General features: G+C 33.9%; 15 protein-coding genes. 7 read left to right on the top strand and 8 right to left on the bottom strand.

Translation table 11 applies throughout. The annotated features are described in order from the left end of the window. Positions 1–10: 10 nt before the first annotated feature. From H602_RS0104270 to H602_RS19275, 6 genes are all read left to right on the top strand, one after another. Positions 11–1,147 (top strand): tyrosine-type recombinase/integrase, encoded by a 1,137-nt coding sequence (locus H602_RS0104270; protein WP_026976896.1) that lies wholly within the window; start codon positions 11–13, stop codon positions 1,145–1,147. Then, a complete protein-coding gene (locus tag H602_RS0104265) occupies positions 1,137–2,129 on the top strand; it encodes a hypothetical protein (RefSeq protein WP_026976895.1) in 993 nt (330 codons plus the stop codon). Before H602_RS0104270 ends, H602_RS0104265 begins: the two co-directional genes overlap by 11 nt. Positions 2,130–2,268: 139 nt before the next feature. Continuing rightward, positions 2,269–2,598 carry a helix-turn-helix domain-containing protein gene (locus tag H602_RS0104260; protein ID WP_026976894.1) on the top strand — a complete coding sequence of 110 codons (330 nt, stop codon included), beginning with the start codon at positions 2,269–2,271 and terminating at the stop codon, positions 2,596–2,598. Positions 2,599–2,627: 29 nt separating this feature from the next. Beyond that, a complete protein-coding gene (locus tag H602_RS0104255) occupies positions 2,628–3,044 on the top strand; it encodes a hypothetical protein (protein WP_026976893.1) in 417 nt (138 codons plus the stop codon). 11 nt (positions 3,045–3,055) lie between these two features. Then, positions 3,056–4,351, top strand: coding sequence for a DUF3987 domain-containing protein (locus H602_RS0104250; protein WP_026976892.1), 1,296 nt, complete (start codon positions 3,056–3,058; stop codon positions 4,349–4,351). 92 nt (positions 4,352–4,443) lie between these two features. Further along, positions 4,444–5,397, top strand: a complete 954-nt coding sequence (locus tag H602_RS19275; RefSeq protein WP_051224178.1) for a DUF6371 domain-containing protein — start codon at positions 4,444–4,446, stop codon at positions 5,395–5,397. 23 nt (positions 5,398–5,420) lie between these two features. Here H602_RS19275 and H602_RS0104240 read toward each other — a convergent pair whose 3' ends face one another. The 4 genes from H602_RS0104240 to H602_RS0104225 form a co-directional block, all read right to left on the bottom strand. Then, the gene (locus H602_RS0104240; RefSeq protein ID WP_026976890.1) at positions 5,421–6,347 is read right to left on the bottom strand and encodes a HipA domain-containing protein; all 927 of its coding nucleotides are present in this window, start codon (positions 6,345–6,347) and stop codon (positions 5,421–5,423) included. Next, on the bottom strand, positions 6,340–6,654 hold the full coding sequence (locus H602_RS0104235) for a HipA N-terminal domain-containing protein (RefSeq protein ID WP_026976889.1): 315 nt from the start codon (positions 6,652–6,654) through the stop codon (positions 6,340–6,342). Before H602_RS0104235 ends, H602_RS0104240 begins: the two co-directional genes overlap by 8 nt. 2 nt (positions 6,655–6,656) lie before the next feature. Next, complete coding sequence (locus H602_RS0104230; protein ID WP_026976888.1) at positions 6,657–6,866, bottom strand: helix-turn-helix domain-containing protein; 210 nt, start codon at positions 6,864–6,866, stop codon at positions 6,657–6,659. Between the two features lie 246 nt (positions 6,867–7,112). Continuing rightward, a complete protein-coding gene (locus H602_RS0104225; RefSeq protein ID WP_026976887.1) occupies positions 7,113–7,595 on the bottom strand; it encodes a tyrosine-type recombinase/integrase in 483 nt (160 codons plus the stop codon). 601 nt (positions 7,596–8,196) lie between these two features. Here H602_RS0104225 and H602_RS0104220 point away from each other — a divergent pair. Further along, positions 8,197–8,958 carry a hypothetical protein gene (locus tag H602_RS0104220; RefSeq protein WP_026976886.1) on the top strand — a complete coding sequence of 254 codons (762 nt, stop codon included), beginning with the start codon at positions 8,197–8,199 and terminating at the stop codon, positions 8,956–8,958. Positions 8,959–8,977: 19 nt separating this feature from the next. On the opposite strand, the gene H602_RS0104215 is transcribed toward H602_RS0104220, so the two are convergent. The 4 genes from H602_RS0104215 to H602_RS0104200 all read right to left on the bottom strand — a co-directional run bounded on the left by H602_RS0104215 (position 8,978) and on the right by H602_RS0104200 (position 13,245). Continuing rightward, on the bottom strand, positions 8,978–9,274 hold the full coding sequence (locus tag H602_RS0104215; RefSeq protein ID WP_026976885.1) for a hypothetical protein: 297 nt from the start codon (positions 9,272–9,274) through the stop codon (positions 8,978–8,980). A gap of 70 nt (positions 9,275–9,344) precedes the next feature. Then, a complete protein-coding gene (locus H602_RS0104210; RefSeq protein WP_026976884.1) occupies positions 9,345–9,722 on the bottom strand; it encodes a hypothetical protein in 378 nt (125 codons plus the stop codon). 183 nt (positions 9,723–9,905) lie between these two features. Then, entirely contained in the window at positions 9,906–11,405 is a 1,500-nt protein-coding gene (locus H602_RS20170) for a hypothetical protein (protein WP_211224029.1), read from the bottom strand. Between the two features lie 316 nt (positions 11,406–11,721). Next, positions 11,722–13,245, bottom strand: a complete 1,524-nt coding sequence (locus tag H602_RS0104200; protein ID WP_035758888.1) for a Fic family protein — start codon at positions 13,243–13,245, stop codon at positions 11,722–11,724. Positions 13,246–13,435: the final 190 nt, after the last annotated feature.

Here is a 13,435-nt window from a genome sequence, read left to right as displayed (position 1 = left end):
ATATAAACAAATGGCAACAGTATCACTACGTCAAAAACCAATTGCAAACGGTAGAGCAAGTTTGTATTTAGATTTCTTCCCTGAAATTATAAGTGCAAAGACAGGAAAACCCACTCGCAGGGAATTTTTAAAAATTTACGTTTATTTAAAACCAAAGAATGAGGTTGAAAAAACCCATAATAAATCAATTTTGGAGTTTGCAAATTTAGTGCGCGCCAAAAGGTTAACTCAAATCAAAGATAAAGAGTTTGGTTTTAAGGAAAACATCACTTACAATGTCGATTTCATCGAGTTCTACAATAGTGTCGTTGAGGAATACTACAATAATGGAACTGATTCAAACCATTCAAGTTGGAATGCTTCACTTACTTATTATAAAGCTTTTGCAGGTAATCGACTACTATCACACTTTTTAAATGATGAGCATGTAAGAAAATACAGAAACTTTCTTCTAAAAACAAACAATTTAAGAACTGGCAAAGGTAAATTATCAGTCAATACTGCTTCCTCCTATTTTAAAAACTTTGCTTCTGTTTTAAAAAGGGCTTACAAGAAAAACATTATTGAAAAAGACCTTGCCTCCGAAATTGTTTTTATTAAAGAAGAGCAAACGTATAGAGAATACCTTTCCCAAGAAGAATTAGAAATTTTGTGGGACACACCGTGCGACATGCCAAAATTAAAACACATGGCAATTTTTTCTGCTTTGACTGGCTTACGCTTTGTCGATGTTAAAGCATTGCCTTTTTCTAATATTTATAACGATAAACATCAAGGTAGCTACATTAAATTGAGAGAGAAGAAGACAGGAAATTTATTCAATCATCCCATCTCACAGAGCGTTTTGGACATTATAAATTTGCAACCGAAAGATAACTCGTTAGTTTTTGGCGATGTAAAATACACGGATATTGGAAGACCACTTAAAAAATGGTTGGTGGATTCTGGAATCACAAAGAAAATTTCTTTCCATAATTTTAGACACACTTACGCAACATTACAACTTGCAAATGGAGCAGACATATATACTGTCTCAAAACTGCTAGGACATAAAAATGTTGCAACTACACAGATATATACAAAAGTAATTGATAGCAATAAAATAATTGCAGCTAACCGAATAAATTTGAAATTAGATGGATTATGATTACATTTTAAAAAAGGTCTTCGTCAAGGCTGAATACTTTATAATAAAGCAGTTTAAAGAATTTAAAAATGATGATAGACCATTTCCACATGCTATCGACAGAATTAGATTTCAATTATCCGAAAAATATTATAATAATTTAATTGGCAAAAATTATAACTTATTTGAAAGTTGCTACCGACTTTTCTGTTTTCGCAATGATTACTATAGCAATACAACTTCAATTTCAAAGATAATCGAAAATGAGATTAAAACAGAATTTGAATTAGTTACAAAAGTTAATAGAGCCATTGATAAAAATTATAAAGCAATCGATAATTATGGTTTCAATCGATTCATTTATGATTTAATAACTTATCACAGTTTGCAAAAAATTGAAGAAAGATTAGGTAAAAATAGTGACCTATACGAGCTTTTCTACGATTCGGGAGATTACTCAAGTTTTACTTTAGAATTTTTTGATGGACATGTCATAAATAGTGAATTATACAGAGCCATATTTTCTAAAATTTATCCAGACAAATTTATTCCTTTTGCCATAAAAAACGTAAATGATTATGGAAATTTAAATTGGACAATAATTAGAGAAAATCCTCAAGAGGAACTACAATTGAATGAAGAAAAAGTTTCAAGTAAAAAGATATCTCAAGATTTCGAAAGTGATGAGCAATTACTCGTTTTGAACCTTTGTTTAGCTGAAAAAAACGAAATACCAATTACTGAAAAATTTAAACTTATAATTTTAATCGGAGAAATTAAAGACATATCCATTTTTCACGGAAGTTCGTCAAAAAATGTAGCTTATCACAAGGTTATTAATGGAATTTTAAGAAAGGGCAGTTTAAAAAATATGGTAACCACAATCGATAATATATTTGTCAAAATTACTAATTATGACTTGCCTTTGACAAAACAAACATTAAAAAAACATAGAGCAACTATTATTTCTGAACAAATCAAAACAATGTATCCGAAAAAATAACTACAAATATCATTCATTAAAGCACTGTTTTACAACAATTTAAAGCATCCGTAAGCCATCCATAAGCCATCCCTAAAGTATTTCTTTAGGGATTTTTTCATTATAGATTGCGCCATAATTAACAAGTAAAATAAAAATTATGACCAATTTCAACGCGCTCTTCGAAGAGCTAATTAGAAGTATTTCTGAAAAAGTTTCTGAAAACATTATCAGAACCATCAATGTTACTACGACAGAAGATGAACCGCCATTTATTAGAATAACTGAAGCTGCTTCGCTTATTCACAAAGCAGTACCAACTGTATATGGTTTAGTGCATAAAAACAAAATTCCATTCATCAAAAAAGGAAAGCAGCTCTACTTTGTAAAAGCAGATATTTTGGAATGGGTTAAAAGCGGCACTCAAAAAAATACAACAGATTTAAACCTTGAACTAGATAAATATTTATCGAATAATAGAATCTTTTAACCGTCAATCTAACGTAAAAATAACGCACAATGGAAAATTATTTATATACCTGTCAGTATTGTAGCAAAGAATACAAACCGAATAGAAGAAAGAAACAAAAGTATTGCAGCAATAGTTGCAGGACTAGAGCCTTTGCAATCAGAAAAAATTCAGGTTTAAACCTACCATCAATCGATAGGAAGAAACCTACGAAAACAACTATTGATAAAATGAGTTTAGCAGGTGTGGGAAATGCCGCAGTTGGCACTTTAGCAGTTAATCTTGCCACTTCCCTATTCATACGAGAAGAGAATAAACCCGCTACTAAAAAAGATTTGCAAGACGTCAAAAACCTTTTAACTTCTCGCTATCATGCCGTTTTAAACATGCCGTCACAATCAAACGGTGCAAAACCTTTTTATGATCTGGATACAAAACAAATCATTTATTTAATTAATCGTCAATAATCATCAAAATAATGGAACCAACACTTAATCAAATAGCAACTCATATTGATCGAGCATCAATGTGTAACAAAGATTTTGCAAGAATGCAGCTTGATCAAATCATTACAAAATTGCCTAAACCTATTCAAAATATCATTGAAGACGCTTTCAAATACAAGCGATTTCCGAAAGAGTATCTTTTGAGTTCCATCCTGTTTGCTTACTGTAATGCTGCGGGATTAGCTTTTTCAATCACAGCTATGTCCTATACAAACTATCCGAATTTGTATTTCGCTATCGTGGGAAGTAGAGGTGATAGTAAATCTCCCCCAATGGATTTTGCTACAGATCTGTTAAAAAAACATGATGACGAAAATTATCATGAATTTAATAGATTAAAAGAAGAAGATCCGACAGCTACAATTAAGCGAAAACAGTATTTATTACAAGATGCTACCATCGAAGCTGCATTGTTTGTACATTATAAAAACCCATACTCAATTGGTGTATTTGTTGATGAACTATTCGGCCTGGTTCAAAAAATGTCAAATAAAAACAGTAATGAAGGTGCTGCATGGAGAACATTTTTACTCCAAGGCAATACCAATAAAATGGTAGATATTTCAAGAAAAACTACTGAGAGTTATCGCATTGAAAAATCTTGCCCATCGCTTATGGGTTCAATTCAAAGTCAATTTGTACCAAAACTCTTTGCTGATGGAAATTTGGAAAGCGGACTTATTGACCGCCTCTTATTTACTACAAAATTAACAAGCAATGATGTGGTTTCAAATAAAAAAATAGATGAAGATGTTTTAAATTCTTATACAAAACCACTTAACAACTTGTTGAATTACCGAAATGAGATTGAGAGTGATACAGAAATTGATTCAGTAAATATAAAATTAACACAAGATGCAGAAAAGAGGATACTTGAATATGTACAAAGCCTTATTTATCTTCAAAAAAAGCAGACTGACTACACCTACGAATACATTGCAAAAATGCAAATAAGCATTTCCAAGTTCGTATTACTCGTTCATTTGATTAATCACGCAGAAACATCCAGTTTTGCAACAGTTATAACATGTCAAACTGTTGAAACTGCCATTCTATTAAATGACTTCTATTTTACAAACTTCAAAATTATTTTAGAGGAATTAAAAGAAGATGGATTAAAAGATATAACACCAGATGACTTCGTTCGGTTTGCAATTAAAAATAATAAAACTCAAAAAGAAGTTGTAGACTTTTCTGGAATGCACAAATCTAAAGTTTCACGGCTTTATAGCAAAATCAATGTGCAACTTGCAACTGCAACTAATTAGAATTACAAAATTAAAACATTGTTATTCAGTTTTTTAACAACTTAAAATAAAGTTTTCCAAGTTGCAAGTTGCAGATACAATACCTATGCTTTATGAACTTAATTAAAATAATAGAGGACTATAAATACAGTAGCAAAAGAGAATTAAACCTCGTTACACCGTGCTGCAATAAAAGCAATAATGACGGGAAATTTTCCTCTTTTGCAAATGTGCCTGTAATTTACGGTTATTGCCATTCATGTGGAATTGCGACCTTGCCTCCACAATTATATCAAGATGAAAAAGGAAACCAGTATAGCTGGAATGAATTTTCAAAAAAGTTCGAGTCAGCGGAAATAATGGTACAGAACCAATCCTTTGCAGTTGCGAAAGGTAGCATTGCAAAACCAACTGCAAAATTGCAAAATTACATTCCAGAAGAGGTTCTATGGGAACATTACTACATTCAACCTGAAAACAAACTACTAAAGTATTTACGAGCTAAATACGGTAATGCAAAAGTAGATGATGCAAAGGAAGTTTATGGAATTGGATCAACACCCGATGGCGGAACTATATTCTGGAACATCAATTCAGAGTTGCAAATTCAAAAAGCAAAGGTCTGCTATTATGATGCAAATGGAAAACGAACCAATAAATTTAAAGTACCCTATAAAAATGAAGATGGTTATCATTCCTGTTTATTTGGTGAACATCTTATTTATGATAAATTCAAAGGAGTCGATAAGGTTGTTCTTGTGGAAAGTGAGAAAACAGCGATTGTTGGACACATTAACTTACCACAGTACAATTGGATAGCGTACGGAGGTATAAATGGTTTGACAAATGGCAAACTACAATGTTTAATTGGACATAAAGTAGTTATTATTCCTGACATGAGTGAAAATGCTGCTAGTATTATGTACGATAAAATACCTTATATGCGAAAGCTTGGTATTAATGCATCCATCTGGGATATGACTGATGACAAAAGCGATGATCAGTTAAGATTAGAAGGTTTGTATAATTATGATTTGGAGGATGTTTTTAGGAAAATCATGCATTAGAAAATCAAAGTGCGAAAACTCCACTACTTAAAAAATTTCATTCTGGTTTCTAACAAATTAAAATATTTTTCCTTCATGACTTCAGAAAGAAACGAATATTCAAGAAGCTCTGTCCATTTTGGCAATGCACTCCCCATTTGCAACAGAATAGTATCTATGGTTTTATCGTTCAATTGTAACCGTTCTTTTGCATAATAATCTAAAAAATCGGAAGGTCTAAAATTGCTTTTTTTGCCTTTTAAAGTCAATGCCATTTCCTCCTGTGGATTCTTTAATGATATTGTGGAATTTAAAAAATCATAAACGGGTGTAAGTGTTGTTTTTCCATCTTTGGTAATTAACGAGAAGTTTTTTAAATGCATGTCTTCATTGCCTGTTACGTAACAAAATAATATTCTTTTAAAAAAATCTGCCTTTTCAATGGCAGGAAATGAACAGAATTCATCCAATACTGGAATCAATTTTTCCATTGTAAAATTGTACTTTGTATCTCGTGAATTACCCGTTAATTGAGCAAAATCTTCTGTTGCAAGTTTTTTTCCTTTACCATAACGATCAAAGCGTTTAATAAAATAAGACAAACTTCCATCTTTTGCATAAAGCATTCCGTGGAAAGGCACTTCCAAACCAAACACTTTCGCCATTCGCATAGTCACATCCTCGTTTTCTGGCAATTGTGGAAATAAATCGTTTTGCGGTTTTATAATAAACGTTCCAAACTGATCTACAATTTTAAACTCTTGGTCAACTACCGAAATCGTGGCACTCAATTTAGGTTGAACTCCTTGTATAGAAAGATTTTTTGCTCTATTAACCGCTTCTTGGCGAAGCTCGGATGCCGTGTAAGGTAAATCGTTTAAATGAGTCAGTTTAGGTGCTATCAATCGAAGTCCTTTTTCGCTGTATTTAGCGGTTCCGCATAGTTCGTAGGTAATGAGACATCTATTCATTTTCCAACAATTTTACGGTTACCGCACCAACTAAATCATTTCCTGTTGCAATAAGTTGCGAGAAATAGTCTTTCTGGTCAATTTTTGCAATTCGTAATAAGCCTTCTAGCATAATTCCCTCTGGAAGTAAACCTTCAAAAAAGGGAGGAAACGAATTGTAATCGTACTTTTTATTTGAAGTTGGCATCGTTAACGATACGGCATCACATTCGTAGTCGTTATCGTACTCAAACTGATACGCATTGGACGCTAGTTCGGTTAATACTCCTGCTCTTTTTCCATGAACCAATACAATTGCTTTTCTCATAACTATTTAATTAAAGGGCTTTTAAATTCGACTTTAATATTCAAAACATGAAGAACAGCCATTAGGCTATTCCAGCGAATGGATTCCTTATTTTTTTCAATGTCAAAAACAGTCGTCTTCCCTACTCCTGCTAAATTGGCCAATTCCAACTGCGTAAGTCCTGCTTTTTTTCGATGGTCTTTTATTAAAGTACCTAAATCAAGATTGCTCATTTGTACTGTTTAAGCGGTAAAAGTAGTCAATTTACTCGCTGTATTAAATATTTTAATAGAAAGTAAGTATATTTTACTGTTATTGCGGTAAAGTAGAATTGTAAATAATGCTTTTTGCTTATGAAAAAAGAAAGAGATATTAAATTGCTGCTATGGCGGTAATAATTGCAGGTAGATGCGGTGATTAGAAATGATTACCACAGCAATATTTTAATGTAGCTAAAAATAATTACCCAGATTACATATCTAACTATTTTTAAAAAATTTAGAATTTTCAAAAACATCATCGATAATTTTATCAAGCTTTTTATTGGGAAGTTTATTCAAGTAAGCTTGTATTGTTCTGAAATCAGTATGTCCAAGCATTTCGCTAATAGCGTCAATTGGTGTGTTTTCAAATTTTAAAAATGTAGCAAATGTATGTCTAGCGGTATAAAAAGTTATATTCTTATTAATTTTTACAACTGCCATCATTTCTTTTAAAGCCGGATTAATTTGGCCCAGTAATTTGTGACTTCTATTTTTAATTTGACTTATGGTCATATTTTCATTTAGCAATAGAGGAAAAATATAAGAGTTTAGTGAACTCTTATTGTATTTTTTAAGTATTTCAAAAGAATGATTTCTTAATTTAAAATCTAAATGAACTCCTGTTTTAGCTCGTAAATAAGATAATCTATCATCGTAAGTATTTACATTTGTAAGTTTCAACACCTCAATAAAGTTCATGCCTATGCAGTAAAAGCTGAATATATACATGTCCTTTGCAAATTTTAATCAGTAAATATATTTTATTTTTACTTTCTTTTATTCCCGCTTCATTGGTTACAGAAGTACTTGATTTGTACTACACAAACACGAAAAAACTAGATATAGCAAGGAAAATAACGTATTGTATTGGTAAGTAATCTTTTAATTATTACTGTAAGACGATAACCCTCGAAGGGTTTTGAACCCTTCGAGGGTTGAGGACATTTGTCAATTAATTTTTAGGAAGATTTTTAGTTTAATTGCTTAATTTACTATGCTTGTTGCATGATTATTTTACTGATGAAGTATATTTAATCCATACTTTATATACGCCATACGGTGGGCTTTAGTATATTTTTACCATCTATATGCTATTCTTTGTTTTTCTGTTATTAAATAAAGATGGGCTCAAAGGTCGCTGTGTTATTTAAATATCGCAGATTGAATTTTTCTACTTAATATTTTTTTTTAGACGGATAACCAATATTGAAAATAATTTTCTTGTTACACACTGATTATAAATAATTTAAATAAAATCTTATTCGACTATTTGTTATATTTATCTTTTAAATGGTAGGTTATGGCAAGACAAGTTGGAAAATTTCGAATTACAGGTACTATTGGAGGATTAAATTTTTATTCTAGTGACGGACAAGATTTGGTACGGAAAGCGGGTGGTGGATTTACGCGTGATGCGATAAAAAACATGCCTTCAATGGAGCCTGTACGCCACAATGGAACTGAATTTGGCAACCTTTCTACCGTCAAAAGATTAATACGTGAATCTGTTATAACTTCTTTACCTAAGCTTTTGGAAAGGAAGTGGCACAGTGCATTAGTTTCGGTTTTGACTCAGATTAAAGCGGAAGATTATTTATCTAATCATGGTAGTCGCAGTGTTAAACGCGGACTTAATACGGTTGAAGGAATGCGGCTTTTACTAGATTTTTTATTTACGCCAGATCAATCTTTGGACAATCTGCTTAATAAGCTTCCGATAGCAGAATCATTAGGATTGTCTTATTGTTTAAAAGATTTTGAACTTAACAAATCTATATTTAAAAACGAAGGTACTCATCTGGGTCTGCATTATTTTGTTGTCGATTATGATATTAATACCTTAACTTGGCAGTCTTACTCTGCCGAAAAAATATTGTTATCTAAGGAGCATAAAACAACTTCCCAACTTGATTTTCTAATTTCTAACTTACCTCCTATTCCAGATTTTAGACTGGCTTTTTTAGGTGTTGCGTTATATAAAACTTCTGAGGAGGAAATGATTATGGTTAATGAATTGGATCTGGTGGGTTTGCGGTGTGTTGGTGTTTTTTGTGGGGGTTGATTTTTTGATTTAAAATAATTTAACCCTCGCAGGGTTTGGAACCCTTCGAGGGTTTAACTTCTGCGAGGTACTTTTGATGCATGATGTCTAAAAGTTCTGCTTCCTCTAATGGAATCATTTTTTCGATTATATTTAATAAACCTCTTATGTATATTTCTTTTTCAATGCACTTGTCGTTACTGTTCTCCATGCCTTCTAAAGCGAGCATTGCTGTTTTGAGTAAATCGATGATTAGAAAGAATAGGTCGGAGTAGCCTCCTACATCAATTTGAATGTTGAATATATCTTTACGGATTGCTGATGCTGGTGCTAGCATTGAGAAATATCTTTCTAGATTTTGCGACTCTTTTTCCTGTTTTTTTTTATTCTTTTTCTTGATTACTATTTTATAAGTTTTGGGATTTTTTTAAATTCTCCTCTTGTTTCTGATTCTTTTCTAATTCTAAATAGAATTGGTGCAGTAAATCGAGCGCTTCGCCTTCTGGACAGGGTAGCAGTTGAATTGCAATTTCTAATATGCTGGTTAGGTGAAATGCTGGATCTTCTATCAGACCTGAATTTTCACTGCCGTCATTATGAAGTGTATGTACCGCTATTTGTAATAAGTCCTTGACGGCATAAAGTAAATGCGAGTAGCTGTCAAATTTTACGATTGCCTGATGCATATTGCTTTCATTAGAGGCCGGAATTAACGTCTTGAAAAAAAAGCATTTCTTTAATTCCTCATTAAAGTTTGATGTTGTGGTAGATTCTTGATTTTCCATAATTCATACTTTTTTTGCATTCAGTTTAAAATGATGGTTGTTAATGTTTGATGGTTCAGTTTTGTTTTTTCTCTAAATTAATCATTACAGATAGTACCATCCTTCATTATTACCTGAAACTGATTTTCATTGATATAGTAAGTTCATGTCAGCACTAATTGAGTATTAGTATTGTGTGAGCACTCAATTCACTTCCTGCAACCGCAGCAGTTCAAGATCAACTGCACGACTTGCATGCTCATAAAATGCCAGGTAACGCTGTTGGATAGTCGGTAACTGGGATGTCCTTTTGCCTAAAGATTTTAAATACCGCACATCATGAATGGAGCGAAATAAAGGTTCTACTACATTCAGTTCTTGCTTGGTCTTTCTCGGAAAAAATTGAGAAGCGATTGGGGTAAAAAGGTCGCACAAGTCCAAAAGATAGCCCAAAGCAAAATGGTGCGGTCGGTAACCCAGAAAAGTATGTATAAGCCCCAAACACAGCTGTTCGAGTGCTTGGTGTAAGAAATTGATTTTGAGGATATCGCTACCGTCCTGATCTATTGCTTCTGCTGCATCCATCAAACCTTCTAGTATAATTTTCCGGTTACGCCAATACTTTTCTAGATGTTTAAACTGACTTTTAGTGGCATCCGCAAGATTGAGTGGGGTGGTATTGCTCCAATCTTCGAACCACGTTACTCCTTCAAATACTAGCTGTTGGAAAAAATAGCCTTGGTTGGTTTTGTCTCGTCGCAAATCTCTTACAGTATGGATTAGTAAAGTGACGGTACAACGTCCTCTCGTTTGTATTTTGATAAGATAAGCAAGGTCGGCTGTGGCATTTTGCGGTAGGGTTGGCACTATAACTAGCAAGTAATAGTGGGTGGAATTGGACTGCTTTGCCTTGGACTGCAAACGTGTAGAGCATTCCTTTATTGTACGTTGCTCAAAACAGTAAATACCATAGGTAGCTACTTTAGCTGTAATCAGCGTTGTAATTTGGTTTTGATTGTTGTATTGCTCCTCCTCTATTGTTGGGTTTTCTTCTTGTGGTTCCTGCTTCATTTTGTCTTCTTCACTGCTGTTTTCCAATGTTAAGGTCGAGATTTCTTGCTCTTTTGGCGCATTGTATTCTTGTTGCAATACTTCGAATGAAGTTGTTTCTTTTTTGCGCTTTTCAAGCCCTCTTTCCCGTATAAGTTGGGCAGCATCTAGCAGTTTTACGATATGAATGTAGGCCGTGCTTAGATCCGTGATGTAGTCAACTTGTTGAGGCAGTACTGCTAAAAAGACTATTTCAGCTAATTTATTTTCTAATTCGTGTATGGAGTTTTTGGTAAACGCATTTTGAAATACTTTAAATGGATTATTGTATTCCTCCTTAGTTAATGAAGCTTGATGCAGAACAGACTTGCAATCTGAGGTGGTTTGCTTTACCTGCCATTTTTTGCTTTTGTGGTGCAATCGGGAGCACGCTCTTAAAAAAGAGCGCAAAGCAGCATGGCAAATGAAGAGTTGACTTGGGTAGTCTTTATTATACACTTCCTGTTTTTCTGCATGAAGTACCGCTTGACTTACTATTTGTTTGTAATAGTCGGTACGGGCATGGTCAATGAAAGCGTCAAGGACTTCAAAGGGATTTTTAATTTCATAACACGCCCAAAGTTTTGTTTCATAATTAATTACTTGCTTTTTCATTGTCTTTGCGTTTTAAGATTGAAACCCAAAGTTGGCTTCTTTGCAGAGAATAATCTATTCCGAAAACGACTTAAAAACCTGATTAAAAGGATGTTTTAGAAGAACTGTACTTTATAGGATACAGTAGTACCATTCACCTATATAAACTAAGTGCAGCACTTTACTAATAAAGTATATAAAAAATGCAATAACACAGAAACGTGGGGCGTTAAAAGTTTAAAAGGATAGGATTGAAAGATTGATTAATGCCTCATTTGATCAACCGTTCAACAAGAGCGAACTGATCGTTAAACATTATACATCATCCCAATCGCTGTTAGTCCTCTTTCTTTTCTAACTGTGTTTTTAATTGCTGTCCCTTTTCGGTTAATTGGTATTTTTGGTGGGTGCTGTTCGGTTTATTGGGTAGCGTCATGCACAAGTATCCTTCCTGAATGGCTGGATTCAAATAATTGTCTCTAAAATTTGGATTGTGCTTCAGTTGTAAAATCTCCATTAATTCATGGCGCGAATACGCCTGATCGGTGATCAAAATCAATCTTTGTATCAACGCGTTCACTTGGTCGGTAACTTGATCGGTGACTTGGTCGGTAACTTGGTCGGTGCGGTTCTTTTTATCTTGTGAACTGCTGACTTCCGGACGCCAAATCGTAATTTTAAAACCTGCTCCCAAATCAAATACAGGTTCTACCAATCCTGCTTCTTTGCACAAGCGTAAAATTTCCCCCGTTCCCGTTCCAAAACGTTCAATATAGCCAGCTTGATAAAGCACTTCTGCTAAATGCGGATTTTTGGGATACGAGGCGTGGTCGTTTTTCAAGTTATACAAAGTCAGTTCTGGCGGAAGTGCACCAGGATTACTGATTTCAACACGATCGGCAAAAAGCATCAGTTGCACACTGCCTTTACTTTGGTAATCTCTATGTGCCACCGCATTCACAATAGCCTCAGCAATAACGGCTCTTGGAATTTCATATTGTAAGGGGGCTTGATTGCTTTCAGAACGCAGTCCCACCGCAAGTGCAATTTTTGATAAAATAAAATCAACTGCTTCATCTACCTGTGTAAAAACATCGCCTTTAATAACACGATGGTCCGGAATAGGTTTGGCCACATGTACCCCATGAAAATGAGCACACTTCACCACTGCTGTAGGAAAATACTGTTGCGGATTTGTGCCAAAAGCCAACAAAGCGGAATTGGTTATTTTCTGTTCCGAAAGAAAGTTCAAATGCGAAAGTACCTTGGGCAAAGCAGTTCCTTCGTGCAACGGAAAACCTCTTTTGTAGCGTGCCAAATTGATAAAATGGGCTACTTTATCTGCGTCAATAGCTTCAAACGATGCAGTAGGATGCACCTCCGAATCAAAATCAATACTGTTTAAAATGCCTTTTTGTTGTAAAATGGCAACCAAAGCTTTTGTAACTTCCATAACCAGTTCAGCACTACTGCCAAAACGCTTGTAGGATAAATTGTTCTGAATTTTATGAAACAAAATTTCTTCCTTCGGATGCCGTCCTTCCTCACTTTCGTTTTTTATAAAAGCTAATGAAAATACTTGGTGCTCTTGAGCCCGATCGTACTCCAATTCGGTAGGTGAAATACCCGACGGCGTTTCAAAACCATAATCTGTTCCAATTAAGATCAAAAAAACATCCGCTTGTGCCACTTCTTTCAAATACACGGCACTCGCTTGAGTGCCGTTTGCCGGTAATTTTTCAAACAAGACCGGTTCGAAAAACAAGTGCAAGACCGGATCCACAAGCAAATGCCGGTACACCGCTTCCCGCTCTTGGGTAAACTCACGCTGAACACTAGAAAGAAATACTTTTTGCTTCATAAATACAATCCCTATTTTGCCGTTTTAAAGTTAGTATTTTTAGTTTACTTATTTTGATTTTTATTGCTTATTCCACTCTTATGCTCAAGTTCAAGGTTCCGACAGATTGAAATCCATTGCTACAAGATGCGTCGTTCATTATATACAACGGATTAAAATTTGACATTACATGATACATCGTTTTTTAATT

This window comes from Flavobacterium tegetincola DSM 22377 (assembly GCF_000425485.1).
Lineage (GTDB): Bacteria > Bacteroidota > Bacteroidia > Flavobacteriales > Flavobacteriaceae > Flavobacterium > Flavobacterium tegetincola.
This window is presented reverse-complemented; position numbering and strand designations above follow the sequence as displayed.